The sequence below is a fragment of the Myroides sp. NP-2 genome, assembly GCF_014145665.1.
GTDB lineage: Bacteria > Bacteroidota > Bacteroidia > Flavobacteriales > Flavobacteriaceae > Flavobacterium.
The window spans coordinates 153524-176445 of the sequence record NZ_JACHTD010000005.1; the positions used below are offsets into that span (position 1 = coordinate 153524).

The 22922-nt window shown below is 38.3% G+C and carries 16 protein-coding genes; 3 read left to right on the top strand and 13 right to left on the bottom strand.

All coding sequences use genetic code 11. The features are described from left to right. Positions 1 to 19: 19 nt before the first annotated feature. Positions 20 to 2041 (top strand): ATP-binding protein, encoded by a 2022-nt coding sequence (locus H4K35_RS07055; protein WP_182626678.1) that lies wholly within the window; start codon positions 20 to 22, stop codon positions 2039 to 2041. A gap of 82 nt (positions 2042 to 2123) precedes the next feature. Here H4K35_RS07055 and H4K35_RS07060 read toward each other — a convergent pair whose 3' ends face one another. Further along, entirely contained in the window at positions 2124 to 2615 is a 492-nt protein-coding gene (locus tag H4K35_RS07060) for a 3'-5' exonuclease (protein WP_182626716.1), read from the bottom strand. A gap of 98 nt (positions 2616 to 2713) precedes the next feature. After that, entirely contained in the window at positions 2714 to 3130 is a 417-nt protein-coding gene (locus tag H4K35_RS07065) for a CBS domain-containing protein (RefSeq protein WP_182626679.1), read from the bottom strand. Positions 3131 to 3466: 336 nt separating this feature from the next. On the opposite strand from H4K35_RS07065, the gene H4K35_RS07070 reads away from it, so the two are divergent. Then, a complete protein-coding gene (locus tag H4K35_RS07070) occupies positions 3467 to 3703 on the top strand; it encodes a VF530 family DNA-binding protein (RefSeq protein WP_182626680.1) in 237 nt (78 codons plus the stop codon). A gap of 174 nt (positions 3704 to 3877) precedes the next feature. Here H4K35_RS07070 and H4K35_RS07075 read toward each other — a convergent pair whose 3' ends face one another. From H4K35_RS07075 to H4K35_RS07085, 3 genes are all read right to left on the bottom strand, one after another. Then, positions 3878 to 5626 (bottom strand): nuclease-related domain-containing DEAD/DEAH box helicase, encoded by a 1749-nt coding sequence (locus H4K35_RS07075; protein ID WP_182626681.1) that lies wholly within the window; start codon positions 5624 to 5626, stop codon positions 3878 to 3880. Positions 5627 to 5766: 140 nt separating this feature from the next. Next, positions 5767 to 6747, bottom strand: a complete 981-nt coding sequence (locus H4K35_RS07080; protein WP_182626682.1) for a deoxyhypusine synthase family protein — start codon at positions 6745 to 6747, stop codon at positions 5767 to 5769. 16 nt (positions 6748 to 6763) lie between these two features. Continuing rightward, the gene (locus H4K35_RS07085; protein WP_182626683.1) at positions 6764 to 7945 is read right to left on the bottom strand and encodes a calcium:proton antiporter; all 1182 of its coding nucleotides are present in this window, start codon (positions 7943 to 7945) and stop codon (positions 6764 to 6766) included. 220 nt (positions 7946 to 8165) lie between these two features. Here H4K35_RS07085 and H4K35_RS07090 point away from each other — a divergent pair, with 220 nt between their 5' ends. Beyond that, positions 8166 to 8891, top strand: coding sequence for a hypothetical protein (locus H4K35_RS07090; RefSeq protein ID WP_182626684.1), 726 nt, complete (start codon positions 8166 to 8168; stop codon positions 8889 to 8891). Positions 8892 to 9046: 155 nt separating this feature from the next. Here H4K35_RS07090 and nagB read toward each other — a convergent pair whose 3' ends face one another. The 8 genes from nagB to H4K35_RS07130 form a co-directional block, all read right to left on the bottom strand. After that, the gene (gene nagB / locus H4K35_RS07095; protein WP_220497664.1) at positions 9047 to 9823 is read right to left on the bottom strand and encodes a glucosamine-6-phosphate deaminase; all 777 of its coding nucleotides are present in this window, start codon (positions 9821 to 9823) and stop codon (positions 9047 to 9049) included. Positions 9824 to 10124: 301 nt separating this feature from the next. Further along, positions 10125 to 10619: a GNAT family N-acetyltransferase gene (locus H4K35_RS07100; RefSeq protein WP_182626685.1), complete on the bottom strand. Its 495-nt coding sequence runs from the start codon at positions 10617 to 10619 to the stop codon at positions 10125 to 10127. A gap of 118 nt (positions 10620 to 10737) precedes the next feature. Next, entirely contained in the window at positions 10738 to 13734 is a 2997-nt protein-coding gene (gene secDF / locus H4K35_RS07105) for a protein translocase subunit SecDF (RefSeq protein WP_182626686.1), read from the bottom strand. 140 nt (positions 13735 to 13874) lie between these two features. Further along, positions 13875 to 14810 (bottom strand): malate dehydrogenase, encoded by a 936-nt coding sequence (locus tag H4K35_RS07110; RefSeq protein ID WP_182626687.1) that lies wholly within the window; start codon positions 14808 to 14810, stop codon positions 13875 to 13877. An 80-nt stretch (positions 14811 to 14890) separates the two neighbouring features. Beyond that, positions 14891 to 16831, bottom strand: coding sequence for a DNA topoisomerase (ATP-hydrolyzing) subunit B (gene gyrB / locus H4K35_RS07115; RefSeq protein ID WP_182626688.1), 1941 nt, complete (start codon positions 16829 to 16831; stop codon positions 14891 to 14893). A 256-nt stretch (positions 16832 to 17087) separates the two neighbouring features. After that, complete coding sequence (locus tag H4K35_RS07120; protein WP_182626689.1) at positions 17088 to 17537, bottom strand: hypothetical protein; 450 nt, start codon at positions 17535 to 17537, stop codon at positions 17088 to 17090. Positions 17538 to 17689: 152 nt separating this feature from the next. Beyond that, a complete protein-coding gene (locus H4K35_RS07125) occupies positions 17690 to 19486 on the bottom strand; it encodes a TonB-dependent receptor (protein ID WP_182626690.1) in 1797 nt (598 codons plus the stop codon). 25 nt (positions 19487 to 19511) lie between these two features. Further along, positions 19512 to 22535 carry a tetratricopeptide repeat protein gene (locus H4K35_RS07130; protein ID WP_182626691.1) on the bottom strand — a complete coding sequence of 1008 codons (3024 nt, stop codon included), beginning with the start codon at positions 22533 to 22535 and terminating at the stop codon, positions 19512 to 19514. Positions 22536 to 22922: the final 387 nt, after the last annotated feature.

Sequence of the window (22922 nt, forward strand, 5' to 3'; positions counted from 1 at the left end):
ACAACAACAACAATTTTATATGACTTATAAGAAGCGACTGTACTCACTATATTTACTTGTATCGTCTTTACTGCTACTAAGCAGTAGCTGTCAGCATAAGCAGAGCCAACACCAGACCGATTTAGACAATCTTTATGCCTTTAAGCGAACAACTGTTCAAAAGGACAGCATTTCAAAAAAATACGAAGCTGCTGTAGCAGCACTACTTCAGTCAAAAGATCAACCACGCGAAGAGGTTGACCGCTTGCTCGATCGCATGCGTTGGAGCAGTAATACCAACGCGTTCTTTGCGCTTTCAGATCTTGCCGAAAAACAGGCTGTAAAACAAAAAGACTATACGCGTTTGGCTGATATTTACGAAAACATTGCCGTTTTTTATCACGACAATCAACAACTCGATAGCGTATATGCGTATTACTTAAAGGCAGAGCGCTTTTATGGAAAAAGCGGGGATAGTTTGGGCCTAGCTGAAAACATCTATTACCAAGCCAGATTGTTGTATGAAGTAGGATTCCACAAAGAGTCAGAAAACAAGTTATATCAAGCACTCAAGCTACTTAAAAAAACACCTGATCACCCGATTCACATTGAGGCTAATCAGTTGAAGACCTTTTATACAACAGATCTTTTCAACAATCCTCAAGCCCTTCAGACGATGCTAGAGACCTATGAAACGCTGAAAAAAGACGAAGGTCGCTATGCAACTTTACCAGAAAAAAAGTACAATATGGCGATGTCTAACTTATTGGGTAATATAGCGTTGTATTACGAAGAGCTCAATCAATTAGAAAAGGCAGAAACCTTTGCTCTACAAGCCCTTGAATACTATCACAAAAGTAGTGCACCCAAACAACTATTTGCCCACCTTCATACGACCTATCACCTCACCCGTTATCAACAAGGTAAAGAAGAGGATATTATTGCCCGTCTATTAGAATCATACGAGATATACAACAAGCTCAATCACCCGTTTTACTCCGTGGATATTTGTGGTCATATTGCCGATATCTACTTGGACTTAGGCCAACGCTCAGCATCGTTACACTGGTTAAAAAAAGCGTACGACTTGACCGATGAAAACAATTTGTACACCAAAAAGAAAGCGATTCTACAAAAGCTCCTACTCTTCCACGCAGATCAACAAACGGCAGAACTAATCAAAGAATTTGTCGACCTCTCTGCCCTATTAGAGGATACTCATTTGGAAACCAAAGGGAAATTTGCCAAAATTGAATACAATTCATTCTTGTTGGAACAAGAAAATGAAACTTTAAAGCAAAAAATATACCTAATCTACCTCAGCGCATTTATTGTTATCGGCAGTTTGCTGTTTTTCTTACTTTGGTTTAGACTAAAATCCAAGAATAGGGAACTGATTCACACCAATAGCGAAAAATCTAAAAACGAGCGAATTTTAAACTTGCTAATTGAAAATAATACGATTGAGAATGACACCATATTAAAAGAGCGAAATCGAATTGCTAAAGACTTACACGATGGGGTAATCAACAGCATATTCACTTTGCGTTTCAATACTCAATTACTCGAAATACCCAATAAAACACTAAAGAGTATGTTGGTCGATGAATTGGTAAATTTAGAAAATACCATTCGAGAGATTTCACATTCCTTTTCACAGAAAAATCGATTCCAAAACAAGTCGTTTGAGAATTTATTAAGTGAATTAGTGAACAAACAAAAGAATAAAAACAAAACCGTTTTTTCTTTTTCTATTGAAAACCAATTGTGTTTAGAACAACTAACTACCCTTCAAAAAGTTAATATTTATCAGATTATTCAAGAAGCTTTTCAAAATGTCAACAAGCACGCCCAGGCGAGCAGCTGTCAGTTAAGGGTATATACAGATGCCTATCACCTTTATTTTGAAGTTAAAGACAATGGTTTAGGAATTGGGAAGTCGATCCATCGCGGGATAGGTTTAACGAATATGAAAGAACGAGCAGAGCTCATTGACGCAGTTTTACAAATCCACTCTAATCCCAAACAAGGAACGACAATTTTGTTGCAATTAGACAACTAATTTGTCTATATCTCGTTGATTGGTAGGTACATGAATAGATTCAAGTATAGTGGCGTCTGCCAACATACTTGAATCTATTCAACTAAAACACGTGCAAAGCGATGTGTGCACAAGCTTCAGCATCAGCTAGCGCATGGTGGTGGTTGTCCAATTTGAATCCCAAATATTGGGATACCGTATCGAGCTTGTGATTGGGTAATGACGGAAATAGACGCTTAGATGTGCGAAAAGTACAATAAAACGGATTTTGGTGAACTGGCAAATTGTAGCTCGCTAACACGGCTTTGAGGCAACTTTGATCAAAAGCACTATTGTGCGCAACTAGAGGCAAGTCTTTAATGCGGTCGAGCAAATACTCCCACAATTCAGGAAATTCTGCTGCTTGAGCTGTATCCTTTTGCGTTAAGCCGTGCACTTTGGTATTCCAATAGCTATAAAAATTGGGCGTCGGTTTTATTAATTCGTAGTATTTATCAACGATTTGTCTGTCTTCAACAAAGACCAATCCAACACTACAGACACTACTTCTATGCTGATTGGCAGTTTCAAAGTCTAAAGCAACAAAAGAATTCATTTTCACTTATCTTGGTTTAGGTACAAAGGTACAGTTTTGAACAAAAAAAAGCCTTTTATTCAGAGAATAAAAGGCTAAAAAGCAAAACTCATCTACCATTAATACTGTGCGATTAAATAATTAATGAGGTCTGTCGTTGTAACAATTCCAACCAAGGTTTTGTTTTTATCTACCACGGGTAAGGAGTGGAATTGTTGGTTAACTAATAATTCGGCTACTTCTTTAATTGTTGTTTCATCGTCTACTACGATGGGGTTAGCGGTCATAATATCTTCTAATTGATAAGCGTCATAAATCGCGTTAATCGCTTCAGCATCCATTTCTGCCGTACTATATCCGATTTTTAAAATATCATTGCTCGAAATAATCCCCACCAGCTGCTCACCTTCTACTACGGGAATATGTCGAATCTTATAATCGGTAAATAGTTGATTTACTTCGCTTATTTTTTTTGTAGGAGGTACGGCGATTAATACCTTTGTCATAATTTGTGATACGGGCACTCTTTGTTTCATAGCTTTCTATTTTGTTTAGTTAAAGTTCCGCTTCTTTTTTTTGTAAAGAGATGATACATAACAGCTTTATACACAAAATATTTTCGTATCTTATAGTACTGTAGCCATTTTATCCTAAACCAATTAAGGAAGAGCAATACCGATGCCCTCTTGTTATAGTTTGGAAGGATTCACGCCAAATCGCTGCTTAAAGGCATGGGAAAAGTGAGCAACGGTTTACAAACTTACTTCAAAAGCTCAGTGCTGTTAAATGATTCTTATTATTTACTTCGAATGACAAGGTGTGTGCCCTTACACCCCGAGAATAAACAGTATCTTTGCATAAAAACAGGTTTTATGGAGACGTCAAAAGATCCTTTACACGGGAAGAAGCTCGCGGATATTTTAGAAGAATTAGTAGATTACTATCAAGGTTTTGAAGGCTTGAGCAAAGAGATCAATATTCGATGTTTCACCCATGATCCCAGTATAAACTCCTCCTTGAAGTTTTTGAGAAAAACCCCATGGGCAAGAGAAAAAACGGAAAGCTTATACCTGTATGTACTCCGCCAGAAAGCGAAAAAAAAGTCCTAGGACATACGATTCCTCTAGCCTAAGATGCAATAGGGCCTAGTTCCACCTCCAATATGAGGATATGGGCTTGTTCTACCTGTTGTTTTCTCTTTTTTACTAATTCTGCTACACTCCTGTGGTTTTGTTTAGTAGAAGTACAAAAGTACTTTTTTCAGTTTCAACTGCGCAAACTCCTTATTCCTCCTCGTGTTCTTGGTAGGTATGCAATTGCCAGATGCTCAGGTTATCAATGGCGCGCGTGCACCCCACATACCATTCAAAAGGAGTAAATTGATCGGGTTTATCGACAATTAAGATCACATTTTTTCGTTCTAAGCCCTTGTATTTCAGGGCGGTTGTATATTGCAATACCGAAGGTGTTAAGGTCAGTTTATCTGGTGTGAGTTCTTCCATTTGCAAATCGACAATCAGATCAGCTACGTTATTTCTGCGTTGCCATACTTTACTCTGTACCAAAACGATCACGTCCTCCGCTGTTAACGAAGAACTCGGATCAGTAATATTATCAATAATAGTGACCATTGCGTTTTTCAATTCTTCTACCTCCTCAAAAGAGCGCAATTCAATTTCGTCGTATTCTTGTTGATGTATCGTTATTTCCTCCCACTCTTCTGGCGATTCTTGGATGTGTTCTGCAATTTGGCGGATTTGCGATTTTTGGGCGCTACGCCTTATTTTATGCAGTTTGAAATGGGTAAAATAGTCTTTCAAAAAATAGGCGTATTCCGTCACATCCCGTCCAAATAAAGAGAAACTTTGATCTAAGTCATACAACAACATCACGTTTCCTTGGGTTAATCCTTGCCCATCTCCGCAGAGTTTATCGATTAATAAGGCTAAATTTCGATCCAAGAGATCTTGTGCTTCGTCAATAATCATATAATCGTAATCGGGCAGCTGATTTTGTTCTTCTAGGTGCTCTAGGGTTTCCTTTACGAGTTTTGCACAAGACAAGGGTTTTAAGTAGTATATTTCTTTTTCACTCACATGGGGATGATAGTTGGCAATAAGCTGTTTGAACGTCATGCATTCGATGCGAACGTTGCGCTCTTTGAATCGCTGTTGATTGTAGGCACATAGCAAGGCATTCCAACAAAGATAGATTCCCTCTCGTTCCACTTGCATCTCCGCATAAGCCATGGCCATCGTGGTTTTTCCCGTTCCTGGAGATCCTTCAATCATCAATCGCGGATTCTCTGCCAAAGAATACAAATAATCCAAGTTTCTCTCTTTCAACCACAAATAGGAATTTCGAGACGCGAATACATTGGTGTCTTGTACTTTAGGGCTAAAGGTGTTAACGATATAGCTCAAGTCATTGGCTTTTAATTTCTTAAATGCAATCGGATGTACGCTTTGTAATTTCTCACGTGTATAGTCATAAATATGCAGGAGAAAGCGTTCAATATTGTGATACTCGTTTTTACGCGTATAATCACTGTATATCAGGTTCTTGTCATAAATAGTATTTTCGATCGCTATTTTAGTTGTAGGAAAGGCAACGGCTTCACAGAATTGCACGTGTTTAAAATTCGGAAACACCTTATTCATTAGCGTATACTTATAGCCTTTTACTTGCTCAAATGGATTTTGAGGCAGCCATTTCATATGGTCGCCATCTTTAAAACAGAAGCGTCCTTGATCCACGACTACGTTGCCCCCTTTGACTTCCAGGACAATAATGCCAAATCTTGAAACGATAATGAAGTCAAGTTCTGCGTCTGCTTTTGCCCGTTGAATTCTCGTATTATCGTGAAAAGGCAAGCGCAAGCTATACCACACATACCAATCGTGCTCGCTTTCGCTAAGGGATTGAACTAAATCGCCATAAATTAAAAATTCCCCATAGGGTACTTTATTGCCATTGATGATGAGTTGCTCGAGTTCATCGAGAGGATATTCAGGATAAATCTTTAAAGCCATGATTTTTATCTCCTTTAACGTGGAGAACTAATGTACCCCTTTTTTCGTGATAATCGCTTAATCTAACCTAGAAAAAGAAGCCTGAAAAACAAAAAAACCAGTAGCTCGACCACAAGGCAAACTACTGGTAAAGAATTAAATTATTTGCCTAATATCCAAGCAAATATAAGCGGAGCAACAATTGTTGCATCTGATTCGATCACATAACTAGGTGTATCAACATCGAGTTTTCCCCATGTTATTTTTTCATTGGGGATACAACCCGAATACGATCCATAGGAAGTAGTTGAATCAGTAATTTGACAGTAGTATCTCCATTTTAATACGTTGTCTTTTTCCAAGTCTTGTGTGAGCATTGGCGCTACAAACATCGAGAAATCTCCGGCAATTCCCCCTCCGATTTGGAAGAATCCAATGCCTTGGTCCACGGCATTTGCTTCGTAAAAATCCGCAAGCCAAACCATGTATTCAATACCACTTTTTACTGTAGAGGCTTGCAGTTCTTTCTTGATCACATAAGACGCGAAAATATTCCCCATGGTTGAATCTTCCCATCCGGGCACTACAATGGGCAAATTACGCTCTGCAGCGGCTAACATCCACGAGTTCTTCGGGTCTATTTCATAATCTTGTTCCAAGACACCACTCAACAGCAATTGGTACATGTATTCGTGTGGAAAATAACGCTCGCCATTTGCTTGAGCATCCTTCCATATTTTTTCAATGTGATGTTGAATTTTGCGGAAAGCTTCTTCTTCAGGAATACAAGTATCCGTTACGCGGTTATACTTATTTTGAAGTAAGTCTAGCTCATCTTGTGGGGTTAAATCGCGATAATTAGGTATTCTCTTATATTGCGAATGTGCCACTAAGTTCATAATATCCTCTTCCAAGTTGGCTCCCGTACAGCTGATGATATCCACTTTTCCTTGTCGAATCATTTCAGCTAGGGAAATACCTAACTCAGCGGTACTCATAGCACCTGCCAATGAGATTAACATTTTTCCTCCAGCTGCTAAATGCGCCTCATATCCTTTGGCAGCATCTATGGTTGAAGCGGCATTAAAATGTAAGAAATTACTTTCCAAAAATTGTGAAACAGGTCCTTTTTTGTGTTCCATTTTACGTTTTTATATATTAAGGATTAAAAATCAACAGTATAAAGACAGCAAATAGCACCAAATGCATCATCCCCATAATAGGCGTTGTACGCTTGCCTATAAAGGTCATCAAGCTCAACAGCAAGGTGATAATAAACAGAATTGTTTCTGTGGGAGTCATTCCAAAAAGCACGGTTTTACCAGTGATCAATCCAACGAGTAAGACTGATGGAATCGTCAACCCTACAGTAGAAACAAATGCACCATGACAAAGGTTTATTGCGCGTTGAAATTCGTTGTTTAAGGCCGCTTTTACAGCCGTCATTGATTCTGGGGTAAACACGATAATTGCAATCAATACGCCCCCTAATAATGGAGGTAGATTAGCCGCTTTAATCCCGTAATCCACCACCACAGCCATGTTGTGCGACAACAAGACAATCGGCAAAATCATACCCAATAAAATCAAAGTGCGAATGACTATTTCCCTTTTATTACTAGACGGAACTCCCTCATGCCCTGCTGTTGCTTCCCTTTGAATCACCTCATGGCGCTGAGAAAAAAGAATCTCCATGCTTCCCGTTTTAGGTTGTATATACAAATGCCTGTACCCCTTCATCTGAAACAAGAGAAATACACCATACAACACAATTACAAATCCCGCCAAAACAATAGCTTGTGTCGTAGTAAATGCACCACCACCTGCTCCTTGAATAAAATTAGGCAGTAACAACCCTATTCCACCAAGCATAATAATCATTCCTAAATACGATAAGGTACCCTGTGCATTGTACTCTTGCTCACCAAATTTCAGCCCTCCCAACAAAATACACAATCCAATGACTAAATTCATTATAATCATCATCACCGAAAAAATCGAATCCTTTCCGATAGTAGGATTTTCACCAGGGCCTAGCATCACCGCAGCAATTAAAATCACTTCAATGGAAACAATGGAAAGCGTCAAAATGAGCGTTCCATAGGGTTCCCCTAGTTTATGTGCCAATTCATCTGCTTCCTTAACCACGCCAAAAGCAGCACCAATTATTGTAAATAGTAAAACTAAAAATGTGCCTAACGCAATTGTTCCCGTTATGGAATCTCCTAGGAGCCTTTGTCCGAAGACCATAAATAAAATCACGATTAACCAAACCGCAACTAATCTAATTCTTGTGCGTGTTGGAAAAATTTGCGATAAAGCGAAGGTTTTCTCTGTCATTGTTTTTCAATCTTTTAGGTTAAAATAACGGGACAAAAGTACAGGTTGTCGCAGACAATCTATTTATCCTATGATAAATAATTCGGGAATAGGAAAGTATCTACAGCGTTCGTTACACAAAATTCGAAGTTCATTACAAGATCTCTTCGATTACTTACAATGGGCCCAGCCAACGCGTCCTATTTTTCATCTTTGTATATCGTTTTAAAGTATAGAAAAAATGGCAACTACCAATCATACAAACTCTATTTGGAACACTCCACCGCCTAAAAGGCGTTTTTGGGACATCTTCTTTTTTTGGAAAGCGCCTGCCAAACAAAAGGCAAAAATTCCAACCCCCAACCACATTACTAAACGATGTAAAGGACTAGAACTCCATGGCAAGAAAATCAAGACCATACTGTACTCAACTGATTTAGCCTTAATAGAAAATAACGATGCAGATGCGCTACTAGCGGTTTATCCTTTTACTCCTTCATTGCACATCATTAAAACGTTGATTGCATTTTCAAACAAACCTGTTATTTGTGGTATTGGTGGAGGAATGACTCAAGGTGATTTTGCTATTGAAATCGCCATAGAGGCACAGAAATGTGGTGCGGCAGCGGTGATTGTAAACCAACCTTTTAAAAATGAGGACATTGCTATACTCAAACAGCACCTCACTATTCCCATCATATCCAGCATATCTACCTTAAATTTTGATTTTGAGGCACGTATGCAAGCGGGAGTTAGTTGTTTTAATATCACGGGAGGTGGCAATACCATTCAAATAGTAGAATACTTACAGCAACACTATCCCGATTTTCCGGTAATTTCTACGGGAGGTAAGACCTATGATTCCCTACAAAACATTGTGAATAAAAAAGTTAGCGCAGTTATATTAACTCCGCCTTCCAATGCGGAACTCTTCCGGTCTATCATGGATAACTATCGAAAAACCTAGAATAACAGCTGTAAATTCCCGCTCTATTGCTCGGCTTAGACTTAGGTAGGGAAAGGAGTCAAGGTGCTGGATTAGAACCATAAAAAAAGCGATGCAGTACAATGCATCGCTCTTTTAATTAACTGTGAATCAGTTTATTTCTACACTAGCTTTACCTATAGCAAAGCGGCTGCTTTTTGATCTAGAATATACTCTACCTGCTCTAATTGTTGTAAAAACGTAGCAGGTACTGCTGCAGAAATTTCGCCTTTCAAAGCCTTTTCTATGATTTCTGCTTTTCGTTCACTTAGTGCCAACAAGAATATTTGCTTGGCTTGCATGATGGTTTGAATTCCCATGGTAATAGCCTGCGTAGGAACATTATCTAACCCGCCAAAGTCATCCGAAGCATCAGTTCTTGTGATGTCGTTTAATTGAACCAATCTCGTCAACGAATCTTTCAGTGAACCTGGTTCGTTAAATCCGATGTGTCCACTTCTGCCAATTCCCAATAATTGCATGTCTAAACCACCAAAATCTTGGATCTTTTTTTCATACAATTCACAATATGCCTGAATTCCTTCTAGGGATAAAGTTCCATCGGGAATGTGAATGTGATGTGCAGGAATATCGAGGTGATTAAAGAGATTTTGTTTCATGAAAGTCACATAACTCTGCTCTTCTACAGGATGCATCGGATAATATTCATCTAGGTTGAAGGTCACTACATTTTGAAAGCTTAACCCTTCATTTTGATGTAAACGCACGAGCTCTTTATACACCCCTTTTGGTGTAGATCCCGTGGCTAATCCCAAGATTGCAAGGTCTCCCACCTCTTGTTTTCTCTTTATTATTTGCGCAATTTTATCAGCAACGTATAACGATGCAGCATCTGCACTCGGGTATACTTTTATAGCCTGTTGTAAAGAATTTTCTAGCACTTTATTTTTCAATTCATTTATCTTGTATAACTTCTACAATGACCCAAACAGATTGTACAAGGCTAACAACTCTTTTACGCTCTATTTCTTGTTGAATTTACACGGTTAATTATAACTTATCCATTCAAAGACTTCCTAGATTATTTCCTTTCTATTTCGTCGATTTTCTTTTTCTTGTATCAAAAATACAAAATTTAAAAATACTTAACGCATTTTTTTTGCATTCCCTTATAAACAAAGGGATAAAGCCTTAATTTTAAGTTAAGTTTAGCGCGTAAATTCCAACTTAAGAACATAAAAATCTGCGTCTTATCTAATAGCCTTCTTTTTTAGACTCCAAAACCAAAAATATACCTTCCCAGTCTTTTTCTTCCAATTCTACGGTATTTGGGTCATACGCGGTTGTAATTTTACGCCAAAAAGCCAATGCAGGCGTATTATTCGCCATAACTCCAATCTTCCACTTACCTTGGTGCTTATCCAAAATTCTCCTTGCTGCTTGACTTCCTACTCCTTCTCTTCTATACTTTTTCAATACAAAGTATTCTACAAGCTCCCAAACAGGTTCTTTCGTTTGGGTTAACACAGTAGAGCGCACCAAAGCGAAACCCGCTAAAACACCCTTTATTTTGATAAAATAAGCCTGTCGATCGTGTTCTACGAAATAGTAATCCAGGTAAGGGTAATCATACAACCCCATTACATCGACATCCTCTGGATCAAATACCGTAAAGTCATATTTATACAATTGCATCAAATTGCGCAATACTTGCTTTTCTTCTAAAGCGACTGTTTCAATCGTAAGCATCTTTTTTAATTTTCATAATCTCGTCTAAAGTAACTAAAAAAACGACAAGGGATACAAACAAAAAGAGGAAGTAGTCGACCTACTTCCTCTTTTATATTCTATGTGTGATACACGTAAATTAAGCTTGTTCGCCTGCAAGTTCTTCTTCTTGCGCTTCACGGTGTAATCTTTCAATTTCCTCTTTGTCTTTTCTTGGCATTGTATCAACTAATACAGGTGTAGCTAAGAATAAAGATGAATAAGTACCTACAATAATACCGATTAACATAGCGAAGATGAATCCGCGGATTGAATCTCCACCAAAGATGAACATGATTAACAATACAAAGATTAAAGTTAACGAAGTATTGATTGTTCTCGATAAGGTAGTATTTACTGAATCGTTTACGATCTTATTGAAATCTCCTTTTGTTTTACCAGCGATAAACTCACGCACACGGTCAAATACAATTACGGTATCGTTCATCGAGTACCCAATTACTGTAAGAATTGCAGCAATAAAGTGTTGGTCGATTTCCATGTGCCAAGGCATAAATTTGTATGTTAAAGAGTATACTCCCAATACAAAGATTACGTCGTGTGCCACAGAAACGATAGCACCTAAAGAGTATTGCCATTTGCGGAATGAAATCACCAAGTAAACGAAGATGGCAGCCATAGAACCTAAAACGGCCCAATAAGCATTTTGTTTTACGTCTTTCGCAACACTTGGTCCGATTTTAGACGCTTGGATAACTCCGTATACTTTTCCTTCTGTTGCATTGACGAACTCTTGGTAAGTGATCTCTTTCTCGTAATACGGTTTCAATCCTTTATACAGCAATTCGTTTACTTCTTGGTCAACTGCAGCACCTTCTTCTTCTACTTTGTACTTAGTAGTAATTTTCAATTGCTCTTTATTACCAAAAACTTTTGCTTCTACGTTTACACCAAAAATGTCGCCTAATTTTTCACTCACGTCATTTGCTGAAACTTCTTTGTCGAATTTCACTTGGAAGGTTCTACCACCAACGAAATCTGTACCTTCATCAAATCCGTTGATAAAGAATGAAGCAAAAGAAACAACAACAATAACAGCCGATAAACCGTAGGTTGCTTTCTTCATTTTCAAGAAGTCAAAGTTGAAGTTAGTAAACCAGTTTTTAGTGATATTCGTTGAGAACATTAAGCTTCTACCTGCTTTCACGTCTCTATCCATAAAGATGCGAGCGATGAAGATTGAGGTAAACAACGAAGTAGCGATACCAATTAACAACGTAGTAGCGAATCCTTTGATAGGTCCTGATCCGAAAGCGAATAAGATAACCCCTGTTAGGATATGCGTTACGTTTGCATCAACGATTGGGCGCATAGCACCTTTCCAACTATAGGATTCTTTGATCGTATCGGCTAAATTCATTCCCTTTCGCAAACACTCTTTGGCTCGTTCGGAAATAATAATGTTGGCATCCACTGCAGTACCCATTGTCAATACGATACCGGCAATACCAGGTAAAGTCAACACAGCACCTAAACTAGCTAAAATACCAAACATGAATAATAAGTTAGCTAACAACGCGATGTTTGCATACCAACCTGCTCTTCCATAGTAGAAGGCCATCCACAACCAAACAACGATTAAACCAGCGATTGCTGATAGCATACCAGCGTCAATTGCTTGTTGTCCTAATGATGGTCCTACAATTTCTGATTGTACAATATCTGCACCTGCTGGTAATTTACCTGCACGTAAGATATTCGCTAAGTCTTTTGCGTCAGCTACAGTAAAATCACCAGAGATTGATGATCTACCACCAGTAATTGGTCCGTTAGTAACCCCTGGAGCAGAATAAACAACATTATCTAAAACAATAGCGATATTTGAGCGCTCTGTAAATGCTTTTCCTGTTAATTCTTCCCAGATTTTTGCTCCTTTTGGACTCATCGACATGCCCACAACTGGACGGCCGAAGTTATCATACTCGTCTTGTGCACCTGTTATCACGCTTCCACTCAAAGGAGGAACTCCCTCGCGGTTGGTTTTTAACGCGTACATTTCTACGACATCTGGTGCTTTTTTGCTTGGTTTACCCCATACAAAACGCGCGTATTTTTGATCAGCTGGCAATAAGTTTTTAACGTCTTGACGTTTTAATAACGCATTTACCTTTACTGTATCTTTCGTCTGAACATAACCTAAAACAGGGCTTCCTTGCTGTCCAATTCCAACAAATAAGCTGAATAATGGACCTAACTCTTGCGTTTGAGCTTCTGTATCCTCTGCTTTAATTCCACCTAATAATGCATCAACATCAGTTTTTGTTGAATCTTGTGCTTGTTCGATTTCTTTTGTTTCAGGTTTAGCCGCTTTTTCCGTTGACTTCAAGTACTCATTCGCAGAAGCTAAATAATTACCGATTTCTTCAACTTTATACGTTTCCCAAAACTCTAACTGAGCAGTACTTTGTAAAAGATTCTTGATACGATCTACATCTTTTGCACCTGGCAATTCAACTAAAATACGCCCTGTATCACCAAGCATTTGAATATTGGGTTGTGAAACACCAAATTTGTCAATACGCTCTCTGAATACGCGGTACGCACTCTCAATAGATTCCTTTACTTTTTTGTCTAAGATAGCCTTTACTTGGTTATCTGACATTCCTACTGTAATCTCACTTAAATTTCTGTTTGCAAAAATATCTCCCGAAGCTAATTTTACACTGCCTTTAGATTCTTTTTCGAATGCAGTATAAAACGCGTCAAGGTAACTTTGATTACCTTGTCTCAATGCCTCTGCCTCTGCCAATGCTTTATTAAACACAGCATTTTTAGAATTATTTGCTAAACCTTTAAGAATGTCTTTGATCGAGATTTGTAACGTTACGTTAATTCCTCCCTCTAAATCCAATCCTTTGTTGATTTGTTTAGCTCTTACTTCATTAAATGTCTGTCCTAAAAAAACTGTTTGATTGCCAATTGAGTCTAAATACTGTAATTCTTTTTCCGAATCACCATTAGCAAAAGCTTTCGCTTTGTCCTCATAATGGCCTGTAACAAAGGTGAAAGACAACTGGTAGATACTTACCAGAGCAAAAATTATTGCAAAAAATTTAACAAGTCCCTTGTTTTGCATTATTACTAAAAATTAATTAATTATTTTTTTAAAACGAGCAAATATAAAATATGATGCTAGATTAACCAATTCTTTTGGCAAGTTTATCGCTAAAAAAACGAGGATTTCCCCTTCTATTTGCTCGACGTCTTATAATAATTTTATGAAAGTATGTGGTGAAGTTCTTTATTCACCTCTTTTATAGCTTCCGCACTCTTACTAAATTCTTCTTTTTCTTCTTTATTTAGAGCGATATCAACAATTTCCTCTACCCCATTTTTTCCGATGATACACGGAACTCCGATAAAGATATTTTGTTCACCGTATTCGCCCTCTAACAAAGTAGAACATGGAATTAATTTCTTTCTGTCGTGCAAAATGCTGTCTACTAATTGTGCCACAGCAGCTCCAGGAGCATACCAAGCAGAAGTTCCCAATAGTTTTGTCAACGTTGCTCCACCAACCATGGTTTGCTTCACTACTTCTTGTTGATCTTCCACAGTCAACAGTTGGGTAACAGGAATCCCCTTATAGGTAGCCAAGCGAATTAACGGGATCATGGTTGTATCTCCGTGTCCTCCAATAACCATTCCTTCAATATCTGCCACAGGTTTGTCCAACTTTTGGCTCAAGAAATACTTGAAACGAGCGGAGTCTAAGGCTCCTCCCATTCCGATAATTCTATTCTTAGGCAATCCCGAAATTTTCAAGGCTGCCAAAGCCATCGTGTCCATAGGGTTAGTCACAATTACAAAAATAGCGTTTGGAGAAACGGTCAACGCATTTTCCATCACACTCTTTACAATAGCTGTATTCGTTCCAATTAATTCTTCGCGAGTCATGCCCGGTTTTCTGGGAATCCCAGAAGTAATCACAACTACATCACTGTTTACTGTACGTGCATACTGTTTTGTTACTCCTTTAACAACGGTGTCAAAACCAGAATTTGCAGCACATTGCATGATGTCCATCGCTTTACCTTCAGCTAATCCTTCAGTAATATCTACTAGGACTACTTCACTAGCGATTTGCCTAAATGCGATAACTTCAGCGCATGTTGCACCAACGTTACCTGCTCCAATTACAGATACTTTCATAATTAAATGGCTTTTAAGTTTACGTTAAACAAAAAAAGGTCAATGCAAGAGGCTTGACCTTTTCTACTAGATATTTTTAATTAAGCGTCGATTTTCGCATAGGTTGCGTTCTTCTCAATAAACTCTCTACGCGGTGGAACTTCATCTCCCATCAGCATAGAAAACACTAAATCTGCTTCTTTTAAATCGTCTATTTTTACTTGTCTTAAGATACGGTGTTCTGGATTCATTGTCGTTTCCCACAATTGTTCCGCATTCATCTCTCCAAGACCTTTGTATCGTTGTACGCTTGATCCACTGCCCATTTCTTCTAATAAGGCAATGCGTTCTTCATCACTCCAAGCATAGACTTTGCGTTGTCCTTTCTTCACCATAAACAAAGGTGGCGTAGCAATGAACACGTGTCCATTTTCAATTAACCCTCGCATATAGCGGAAGAAGAAAGTCAAAATAAGCGTTGCAATGTGGCTACCGTCCACGTCGGCATCACACATGATCACTACTTTGTGGTAACGCAATTTCTCAAGGTTCAAGGCTTTACTGTCTTCTTCGGTTCCAATGGTTACTCCTAAAGCGGTAAAGATATTTTTAATCTCCTCACTTTCAAACACTTTGTGTCCCATTGCCTTTTCAACGTTCAAGATTTTACCGCGAAGTGGTAAAATCGCTTGGAAGTTTCTATCGCGTCCTTGTTTGGCAGTTCCACCCGCCGAGTCTCCCTCGACAAGGAATACCTCACATTTTGCTGGATCTTGTTCAGAACAATCCGATAACTTCCCTGGAAGTCCTCCTCCAGTCATTACCGTTTTGCGCTGTACCATCTCACGAGCTTTCTTCGCTGCATGTCTAGCTTGAGCAGCTAAAATTACTTTCTGCACGATGATCTTCGCATCATTTGGATTCTCTTCCAAATAGTTCTCTAACATCTCAGAAACCGCCTGGCTCACAGGAGATACTACCTCTCTATTCCCCAGTTTTGTTTTCGTCTGTCCTTCGAACTGTGGCTCCATGACTTTTACCGAAATAATTGCCGTCAATCCTTCGCGGAAATCATCCCCACTAATTTCGAATTTCAACTTATCTAACAATCCAGAAGCATCTGCATATTTCTTAAGCGTACGAGTTAATCCCATACGGAACCCTTGTAAATGCGTACCTCCTTCGTGTGTATTAATATTGTTTACGTAGGAATAGATATTTTCTGAATAGGTGTCGTTGTAAATCAAAGCAACCTCCACAGGCACATCGCCTTTGTCAGATTCCATCCATATCACTTCGTTGATAATTGGCGTACGGTTACCGTCCAAGAATTTGATAAATTCTTTCAACCCTTCTTTGGAGAAAAACTCTTCTTTTTTCACCTCTCCTTTTTCATCTACCTCACGGGCATCTGTCAACGTAATTTTTAAGCCTTTATTTAAAAAGGCTAATTCGCGTAAACGAGAAGCTAAGGTATCATACGAATACTCTAGTGTTTGAGTAAAAATAGTTGGATCTGGTCGGAAGGTAACTGTTGTCCCTCTTTTATCAGTTTCACCAACAACTTTTACTGGATATAAAGCTTTTCCCTTTGAGTATTCTTGTTCGTAGATTTTTCCATCGCGAAAAACAGTTGCTTTCAATAAATCCGACAAGGCGTTCACACACGATACACCTACCCCGTGTAATCCTCCCGAAACTTTATAAGAATCTTTATCGAACTTACCTCCTGCTCCAATTTTGGTCATTACGACCTCTAAAGCTGATACCCCCTCTTTTTTGTGCATATCAACTGGAATACCACGACCGTTGTCTTCAACAGAAATGGAATTATCCTCGTTAATAATTACATTGATCGTATCACAATGCCCCGCTAATGCCTCATCAATAGAGTTATCTACTACTTCATATACAAGGTGGTGTAATCCGCGCACTCCTACATCTCCAATATACATGGAAGGACGCATTCTTACGTGCTCCATTCCTTCTAGTGCCTGAATACTATCGGCTGAATAATTTCCCTTATTTACTTCTTGGCTCATAATAATTTTCTAAAATAAGTAACGTACAAATATAGCTTTTTTAAAACAATTTATCAACTTCTCCACGCCTATTCTCCTTGTTTTTGCCTTTTAATTTAAACATTTTTGAATGGCGAAAGAAGAATTTCAAATTACAATATAAATCTGTCTTTTCACAAAATTGAAACGCTTTTCTTTTATATTGTTTTTAACACCAAAAAAAACAGGTGTAAACTTTCGCTTACACCTGTTTTCATCTATATAAATTACTTGTTCTCTATTCTAAAAAGTTAACGGTAAAATCACAATTATTAAAAGAAAATGAATCGTGTAATTTACGTCCTAAAAGCGCTTTTGCAATAGGCGCATCCATAGACACCCCCAATACAGCTCTATCCGCTATAGTAACCTTTGGCAACGCAGCCGCCAAAAACAAATATACCGTATTGACTTTTACAATGCTTCCAAATTCTACTACATCAGAATTCTTGTTTTCGTCAATTCGCTTCACCACCTCTCTCAAATCAAGGCTTTCTCTGATTTTCTTCACTATGTTTTCCTGCTCTAAATGCATCATAGACAAAGCCGTTTCGTGTTTATCCCCTGCAGAACTTTTCGCATCGGTTTGAGCGTCTTCTGCTAAATCTTCTACAATACCGCGAAGCGCGTCTATTTTATCATCTAAGCGCTGCAAAAATGTAGCCTTTAGTTCTTGTTTTAGTGTCATTTCCAATTTCTTAAAATACCTTATAGGATCCCTTTTGTTGTTTGCTGACAAAAATAGTCCAATTAAGTATCAAAAAAAATTAAAACGCAGGAATAAAACTGCTTTTAACCAAAAAAAAGTGACTTTTAACAGTAATTAAGTTGTAATTATTCTCAAAAATCGAATTTATAAATAGCACCCGCCATTATCTGCACACCCTGCGATCTAAAACTTCCCCATTGGTTGTACTTTTGATCTAACACATTATTCCCTTTTAAAAATACAGTCCAATTTTTTGTAGGTCTATACCCCATCTTTAAACTTAGATCAGCAAATCCATCCAGTGTTTTTGTCGTTTCCACTGACCCAATTGCTGTCGTGTGCATATCGTCTTGGTTTACCAACAAATCTTTGCGTTCACCAATGTATTGTAAATCCATTCCCGCAAACCATTGATCGGTAAAATTGATTAAAGCATCAGCTCCAACTTTAATGGAAGGCAACCCCCACGCTTCTCTCGTATTTGAATCGTAGTGATTGTACTCCCCGCGAATACCCAATAACACGGTGTTGTCTATATCAAAGCGCAATTCTCCAAACACACTAAAGGTTTCAACCTCTGCATAGGCAACATCCATCGCATTGCCATACAAATAGTCTAGTCGATTTACGTTAGAAGAAAAAGGCGTAGATCTAAACAAAGCCTTGTCATTTTCTTTGGTGTAAGACCCCTTAATATTGTAGGAAATCGTGTGATCGAGTTTTCCTTTCATCCCCACATAGAAATCATAGGACTTATCCGTAGGACGCAATCCTGCTTCTGGAGATACAAATGGATTTTGATCGACAAAATCCTTAAACGTATTTTGCGTTAATCCCCCGTCAATTCCCGCATATGCAATCACGAGATTAGGCACTAAATTATAAGACGCCTTCACTTGGGGGTAGAAGTAAAAATTGTTGTCTGAGGTTCCGCCAATCTTTCCATTGTTGTAGTACAACCCAACACCTAATTGAAGAAAGTAATCCTCTCCCTGAAGCACAACGCTAGGTTCAGCTCCAAAATTAAAGTGCTCATCTGTTCCTTTATACGTGACAATTGCCTCGTTATTGTAATCTGCTATTCCGCCTTCATTCAAAAAGTCTTGTCTTTTGTATTTTGAACTCACATAATCAACAGCGATGTCCAACTTACCAAAAAAACCTTCGCCAAAAGCAGTTTCAATTCTCGGTTTAAACACAAAGTGATTCTCAGCGCGATTAAAATCATCGCTAAACGAATTGAAATAAACGTCCACTCCTTTTATTGGCAGGTCTTCAAAAGTAACAGAACCGTCTACATAAAAGGACTTATACTTTTGCTTTGAGTTAATACTCGCCACTGTATTTCTAGGAAAGTCAAATTCTTCTTGCGGCAAACCATACCAATTTACGGTTTGATAAGAACCTCCCACTTCGGTATTCCATCCGATTTTTTTCTTTTGTCCTGAGAAGTTAATGCCCCCTGTTGTTTTGGAAAAATCATCATCTAGCAGTAGATTTTTTATTCCTCCTTGAGAAGAGAAATGACGAAGAAACCCCGCGATATAGCTATCGGGATCAACTTGTCCACTTACAAATAATTCTCCGTGTATATTGGTATAGTTCCCCCCTGCAAACAAAGCGTAATTATCAAAGCGCTCTAAATTGCGTTTGGCTTCGACTTTTGCCGCTTCTCCTTTAGCAGGAACGAAGGTTGAAGCAACGGGAAAAGACGTAATCGTATACACCACCTCTTTCTTTTTTCCCTTGACTTCCTCGTCCAAATTAGGCATTTCTCTCACTTTAAACGCCTCCGAAACTGTCGCGTCATATCGTCTTACAACATCGACAACTTCTGTTCCTAAATCACTTTTATTCTTATCTTGAGCAACCGCTGTACCAACAAATAAAACACTTGATACAAAGGTTAATATATTGATCTTCTTCATAATTACGTTCTAATTCGATTAATCCTTATTGTACAATAGATGAATTACTTTTCGCTTCTTGCGCTTTAATGGTATTGAGTTCTTGTTGTGCTTCTGCTACAACATCTTCAAAATCGCTAAAATTCTTAATTACACTATCCAAGATATACGTCGCTTGGTAGGCATCTTTTAAGCTGTAGAAATTTTTAGCCATTAACAACAATCCCTTCGCTCCATAGTACTTATAAGCCGAATAATCTTTGGCTAACTTTTGAACACTTTCGTTCGAAGCCTCAAATTTATTGTCCATGCGTTTGAAATACGCATCGTAATACATCGCTTCTGCCGCTACTTCACCCTTGGCGATTTTCGCTACTTCTGCATATCCCTTTTTCGCTTTGTCAAACTGTTTATTTGCAAAAGCAGTACGCGCAATAATTAGCTGTGCATCACTCTTTACTTTATTGTCTATTTTTGCCAACTTCAGCACTTGTTCTGCATAGTTTAACGCATTGGTATAATCGCTTTCTTGATAGTACAATTTCATCAAATTCGACTTGGCAAATACGATATTCTGTTCTTGTGTAGCCTCTGTTTCCAATCGACTCAACATCAACAACGCTTGATCTGTATTGTTTTCTTTTAGGTAGATTTCGGACAAACGCGACAAGCTCACCTCTACATATTCGCTTTTATTGCCTTCGGCAACAGCTAAGTAGTGTGGTTGGGCTTTTTTGAAATCACTAGATGCAAAGTACAATTGTCCCAAGTAAAAATGTGCTTGCAAGGCTTTTAATCCTTTTGGATAAGCGACTAAGTATTTTTCAAAACCACTAATTGCAGCTGGCGTATTGTTCTGCATATATTGTTTTTCCGCAGATTCGTAGGTATCTTTATCTAATTCTAAATCACTCACACTGACAAATGACAGCCCTTTTACCCACGCTCCATACTCATCAACTTTACCTTGATCTACATACACCAAGCGCGCATTTTGCACCGCCTCTATAGCCTCTGCACTGGTCGGGTATTTCGCTACAACTTCCTTGAATTTGACTAAAGCCTCGTCCGCTTTATTGGCGTTATAATAAATCAACCCTTGGCGCAACAACGCTTTAGACGCATAAGCACTTTTTGGGTAATTCTTCAACAGTTGATCAAAAACCGGTGTTGCTTTTTGTGGTTGTTGCATCACAACATAGGTCATTCCCAATTCGTATAACGCATTGTCTGTCAATCCCGATTTTGGATAGTCTTTAGTAAAAGCGATTAAATCATCTGCTTTTTTCTGAAGGCGATCAACAAATCCATAGGCCAGTGCTTTTTGGAAACGCGCATATTCCACATCCACTTTATTCGCTTCAATTACTTTGTTATACGCCTCCATCGCTGGCCAATAACTACCTTCTACAAATTGACTATCTCCCAAGCGAAGATAAGCATCAATGCGTCTCGCCTCGTCTTTTGGCGCAGTAGCTATAAAACTTTGAAATTGCTTTGCCGCATTCGCGTAGTCTTTCTGCTTGAAATAAGTATACCCTAATCCGTAATTTACATGCTTGTATTCGTCTGTATTTTTCGCTTGAGGACTTCCCATAAAACTGACATAAGAAGAAATTGCCTCAGCAAATTTGTTCATCTCATAGTTTGATTCTGCCTGCCAATAGTATGCACGTGCCGTAAACAAACCATCCTGACGCTCTACGAGCGATTTGGTAAACATCGCTGCCGCTTGCTCGTAATTGCCTTCAACAAACAATTCTTGCCCGCGATAAAACGTCACTTTTTGATAGGCCTCTTTGTTGGCTGTTGCTTTATTTTTCTCCAACAACACCAACGCTTCTTTAAAGTTCTTTGCTGTAATATACGAGTCGATCAACAACCCTTCCATTTCTTCTCTATTTGGAGACAACGGATATTTCTCCAAGAATCCACTAATTACTTTTGGTGCACTTTGGTATGCATTTCCAATATCATAACTCAGTTTGCCGTAATTTAGGTAAGCATCTTCTTGAATACTCGCATCAAAACGCATTTCTGACGCATTCTTAAAGGCGTTTAACGCTTGTGTTTTTTTATGGGTGTGCAAGTAACTCTCCCCTAAGTGATAGTAGGCATTTTGTGCAATAGCGTTATCGCCATCGATAATTTTATTAAATTGCTCAATCGCCTTGTCGTAGTCTTTTGATTTGTAATACGCATACCCCAATTGGTAGTAATCGGTATTGTTCCACTTGCCGTTTTTTCCTTTGTATTCCAACAAGTAAGGCAAGGCTTTATCATACTGTTTCAAGTTGAAATAACTCTCTCCAATAATCTTAGCAAGTTCTGATTTTTCTTGGGGATTGGATTTATTAATTTGCGCTAAACCATCTGCAATCGCTTGCTCAAAATTACCCGTTTTGAAATTCATGTCCGATTGGAAGTACCCCATTTTCTCTTTGTACTTCTCTTTGCTTTCTACTTTTTCGAACAGCTTTTTAGCATCGTCAAAATTGTCCGTATCATAAGCGATATAGCCTAAATAATAAGTCGCTTGTTCTCCCCACTCTCCATTTTGGCTTACTTTTTCCAAATACTTCTTGGCCTCTTTTCTATTCTTCATATAGAAGGCACTGTATCCTTTTTCAAAAAAGAAGCGATCGGCTACCTTTTCCGTTTCAATCACGTGGTCCTTCACTTTAGCTGCAAAATGAGCAGCTTTGGAAAACTGACCTCTTGTAAAGTAGTAATCAGTTGCTTCGATATAAGCGATATTCTGTTTCGAACTTGTTGGATAATTCACAACAAAATCGTCAATTTTATTCTCAGCTCCGCTTTGATCTAATCGAATAGCACAATTGGCAATATAATAAGCACAATCAGCCTCGATTTCTTTATTTTGGGATGTATTTTCTTTCTTAATCTTGTCAAATAATAACTGGGCCGCCAAATACTCTTGTTCATTATACAGGGCAACTGCCTGATTAAACGTCGCATTAGGTCCTGTATATACAACTGTTTGTTGTGCATACAGGCTCATCGTACCCATTAGTGCAGCTACACAAGCCAACCTATTAATTCTACGCATTGATTTTCTATTTATTTTAGTGTCAAATATAACCATTTATACCCTTTATAAACAGCTTTGCTTTATATTTTATTGCACAAAAAATCAACTTATTTCCACTGAATAGGTTAAAAAAACAACAGGAAAGCAAAAGAAGTAAGCGTTACAAAACGTCAACTATAGCGCGAATAACAAATTGCAGGTAGATAGTTAGGGGTTTGTAAGGGGTTTGTAAAGGGTTTGTAAGGGGTTTGTAAAGGGTTTGTAAGGGGTTTGTAAAGGGTTTGTAAGGGAAAAAGGCCTAAAACCCTTGTAAACCCTAACGATCCCCTTACAAACCCTTTACAACTACTTATCTTTTATGTTTTAAAACTCTGACATTCCGATGATGGGGATTTGAATCCGCGC

Bases quoted from the DNA above. Each gene is read 5' to 3' on its own strand.
- gyrB (WP_182626688.1), bottom strand. From the start codon at position 16,831: ATGAGCCAAGAAGTAAATAAGGGAAATTATTCAGCCGATAGTATTCAG.
- H4K35_RS07090 (WP_182626684.1), top strand. From the start codon at position 8,166: ATGGCAACTACCAATCATACAAACTCTATTTGGAACACTCCACCGCCT.
- H4K35_RS07075 (WP_182626681.1), bottom strand. From the start codon at position 5,626: ATGGCTTTAAAGATTTATCCTGAATATCCTCTCGATGAACTCGAGCAA.
- H4K35_RS07125 (WP_182626690.1), bottom strand. From the start codon at position 19,486: ATGAAGAAGATCAATATATTAACCTTTGTATCAAGTGTTTTATTTGTT.
- H4K35_RS07055 (WP_182626678.1), top strand. From the start codon at position 20: ATGACTTATAAGAAGCGACTGTACTCACTATATTTACTTGTATCGTCT.
- H4K35_RS07100 (WP_182626685.1), bottom strand. From the start codon at position 10,619: ATGCTTACGATTGAAACAGTCGCTTTAGAAGAAAAGCAAGTATTGCGC.
- H4K35_RS07080 (WP_182626682.1), bottom strand. From the start codon at position 6,747: ATGGAACACAAAAAAGGACCTGTTTCACAATTTTTGGAAAGTAATTTC.
- secDF (WP_182626686.1), bottom strand. From the start codon at position 13,734: ATGCAAAACAAGGGACTTGTTAAATTTTTTGCAATAATTTTTGCTCTG.
- H4K35_RS07060 (WP_182626716.1), bottom strand. From the start codon at position 2,615: ATGAATTCTTTTGTTGCTTTAGACTTTGAAACTGCCAATCAGCATAGA.
- H4K35_RS07085 (WP_182626683.1), bottom strand. From the start codon at position 7,945: ATGACAGAGAAAACCTTCGCTTTATCGCAAATTTTTCCAACACGCACA.
- H4K35_RS07070 (WP_182626680.1), top strand. From the start codon at position 3,467: ATGGAGACGTCAAAAGATCCTTTACACGGGAAGAAGCTCGCGGATATT.
- H4K35_RS07110 (WP_182626687.1), bottom strand. From the start codon at position 14,810: ATGAAAGTATCTGTAATTGGAGCAGGTAACGTTGGTGCAACATGCGCT.
- H4K35_RS07120 (WP_182626689.1), bottom strand. From the start codon at position 17,537: ATGACACTAAAACAAGAACTAAAGGCTACATTTTTGCAGCGCTTAGAT.
- H4K35_RS07130 (WP_182626691.1), bottom strand. From the start codon at position 22,535: ATGCGTAGAATTAATAGGTTGGCTTGTGTAGCTGCACTAATGGGTACG.
- H4K35_RS07065 (WP_182626679.1), bottom strand. From the start codon at position 3,130: ATGAAACAAAGAGTGCCCGTATCACAAATTATGACAAAGGTATTAATC.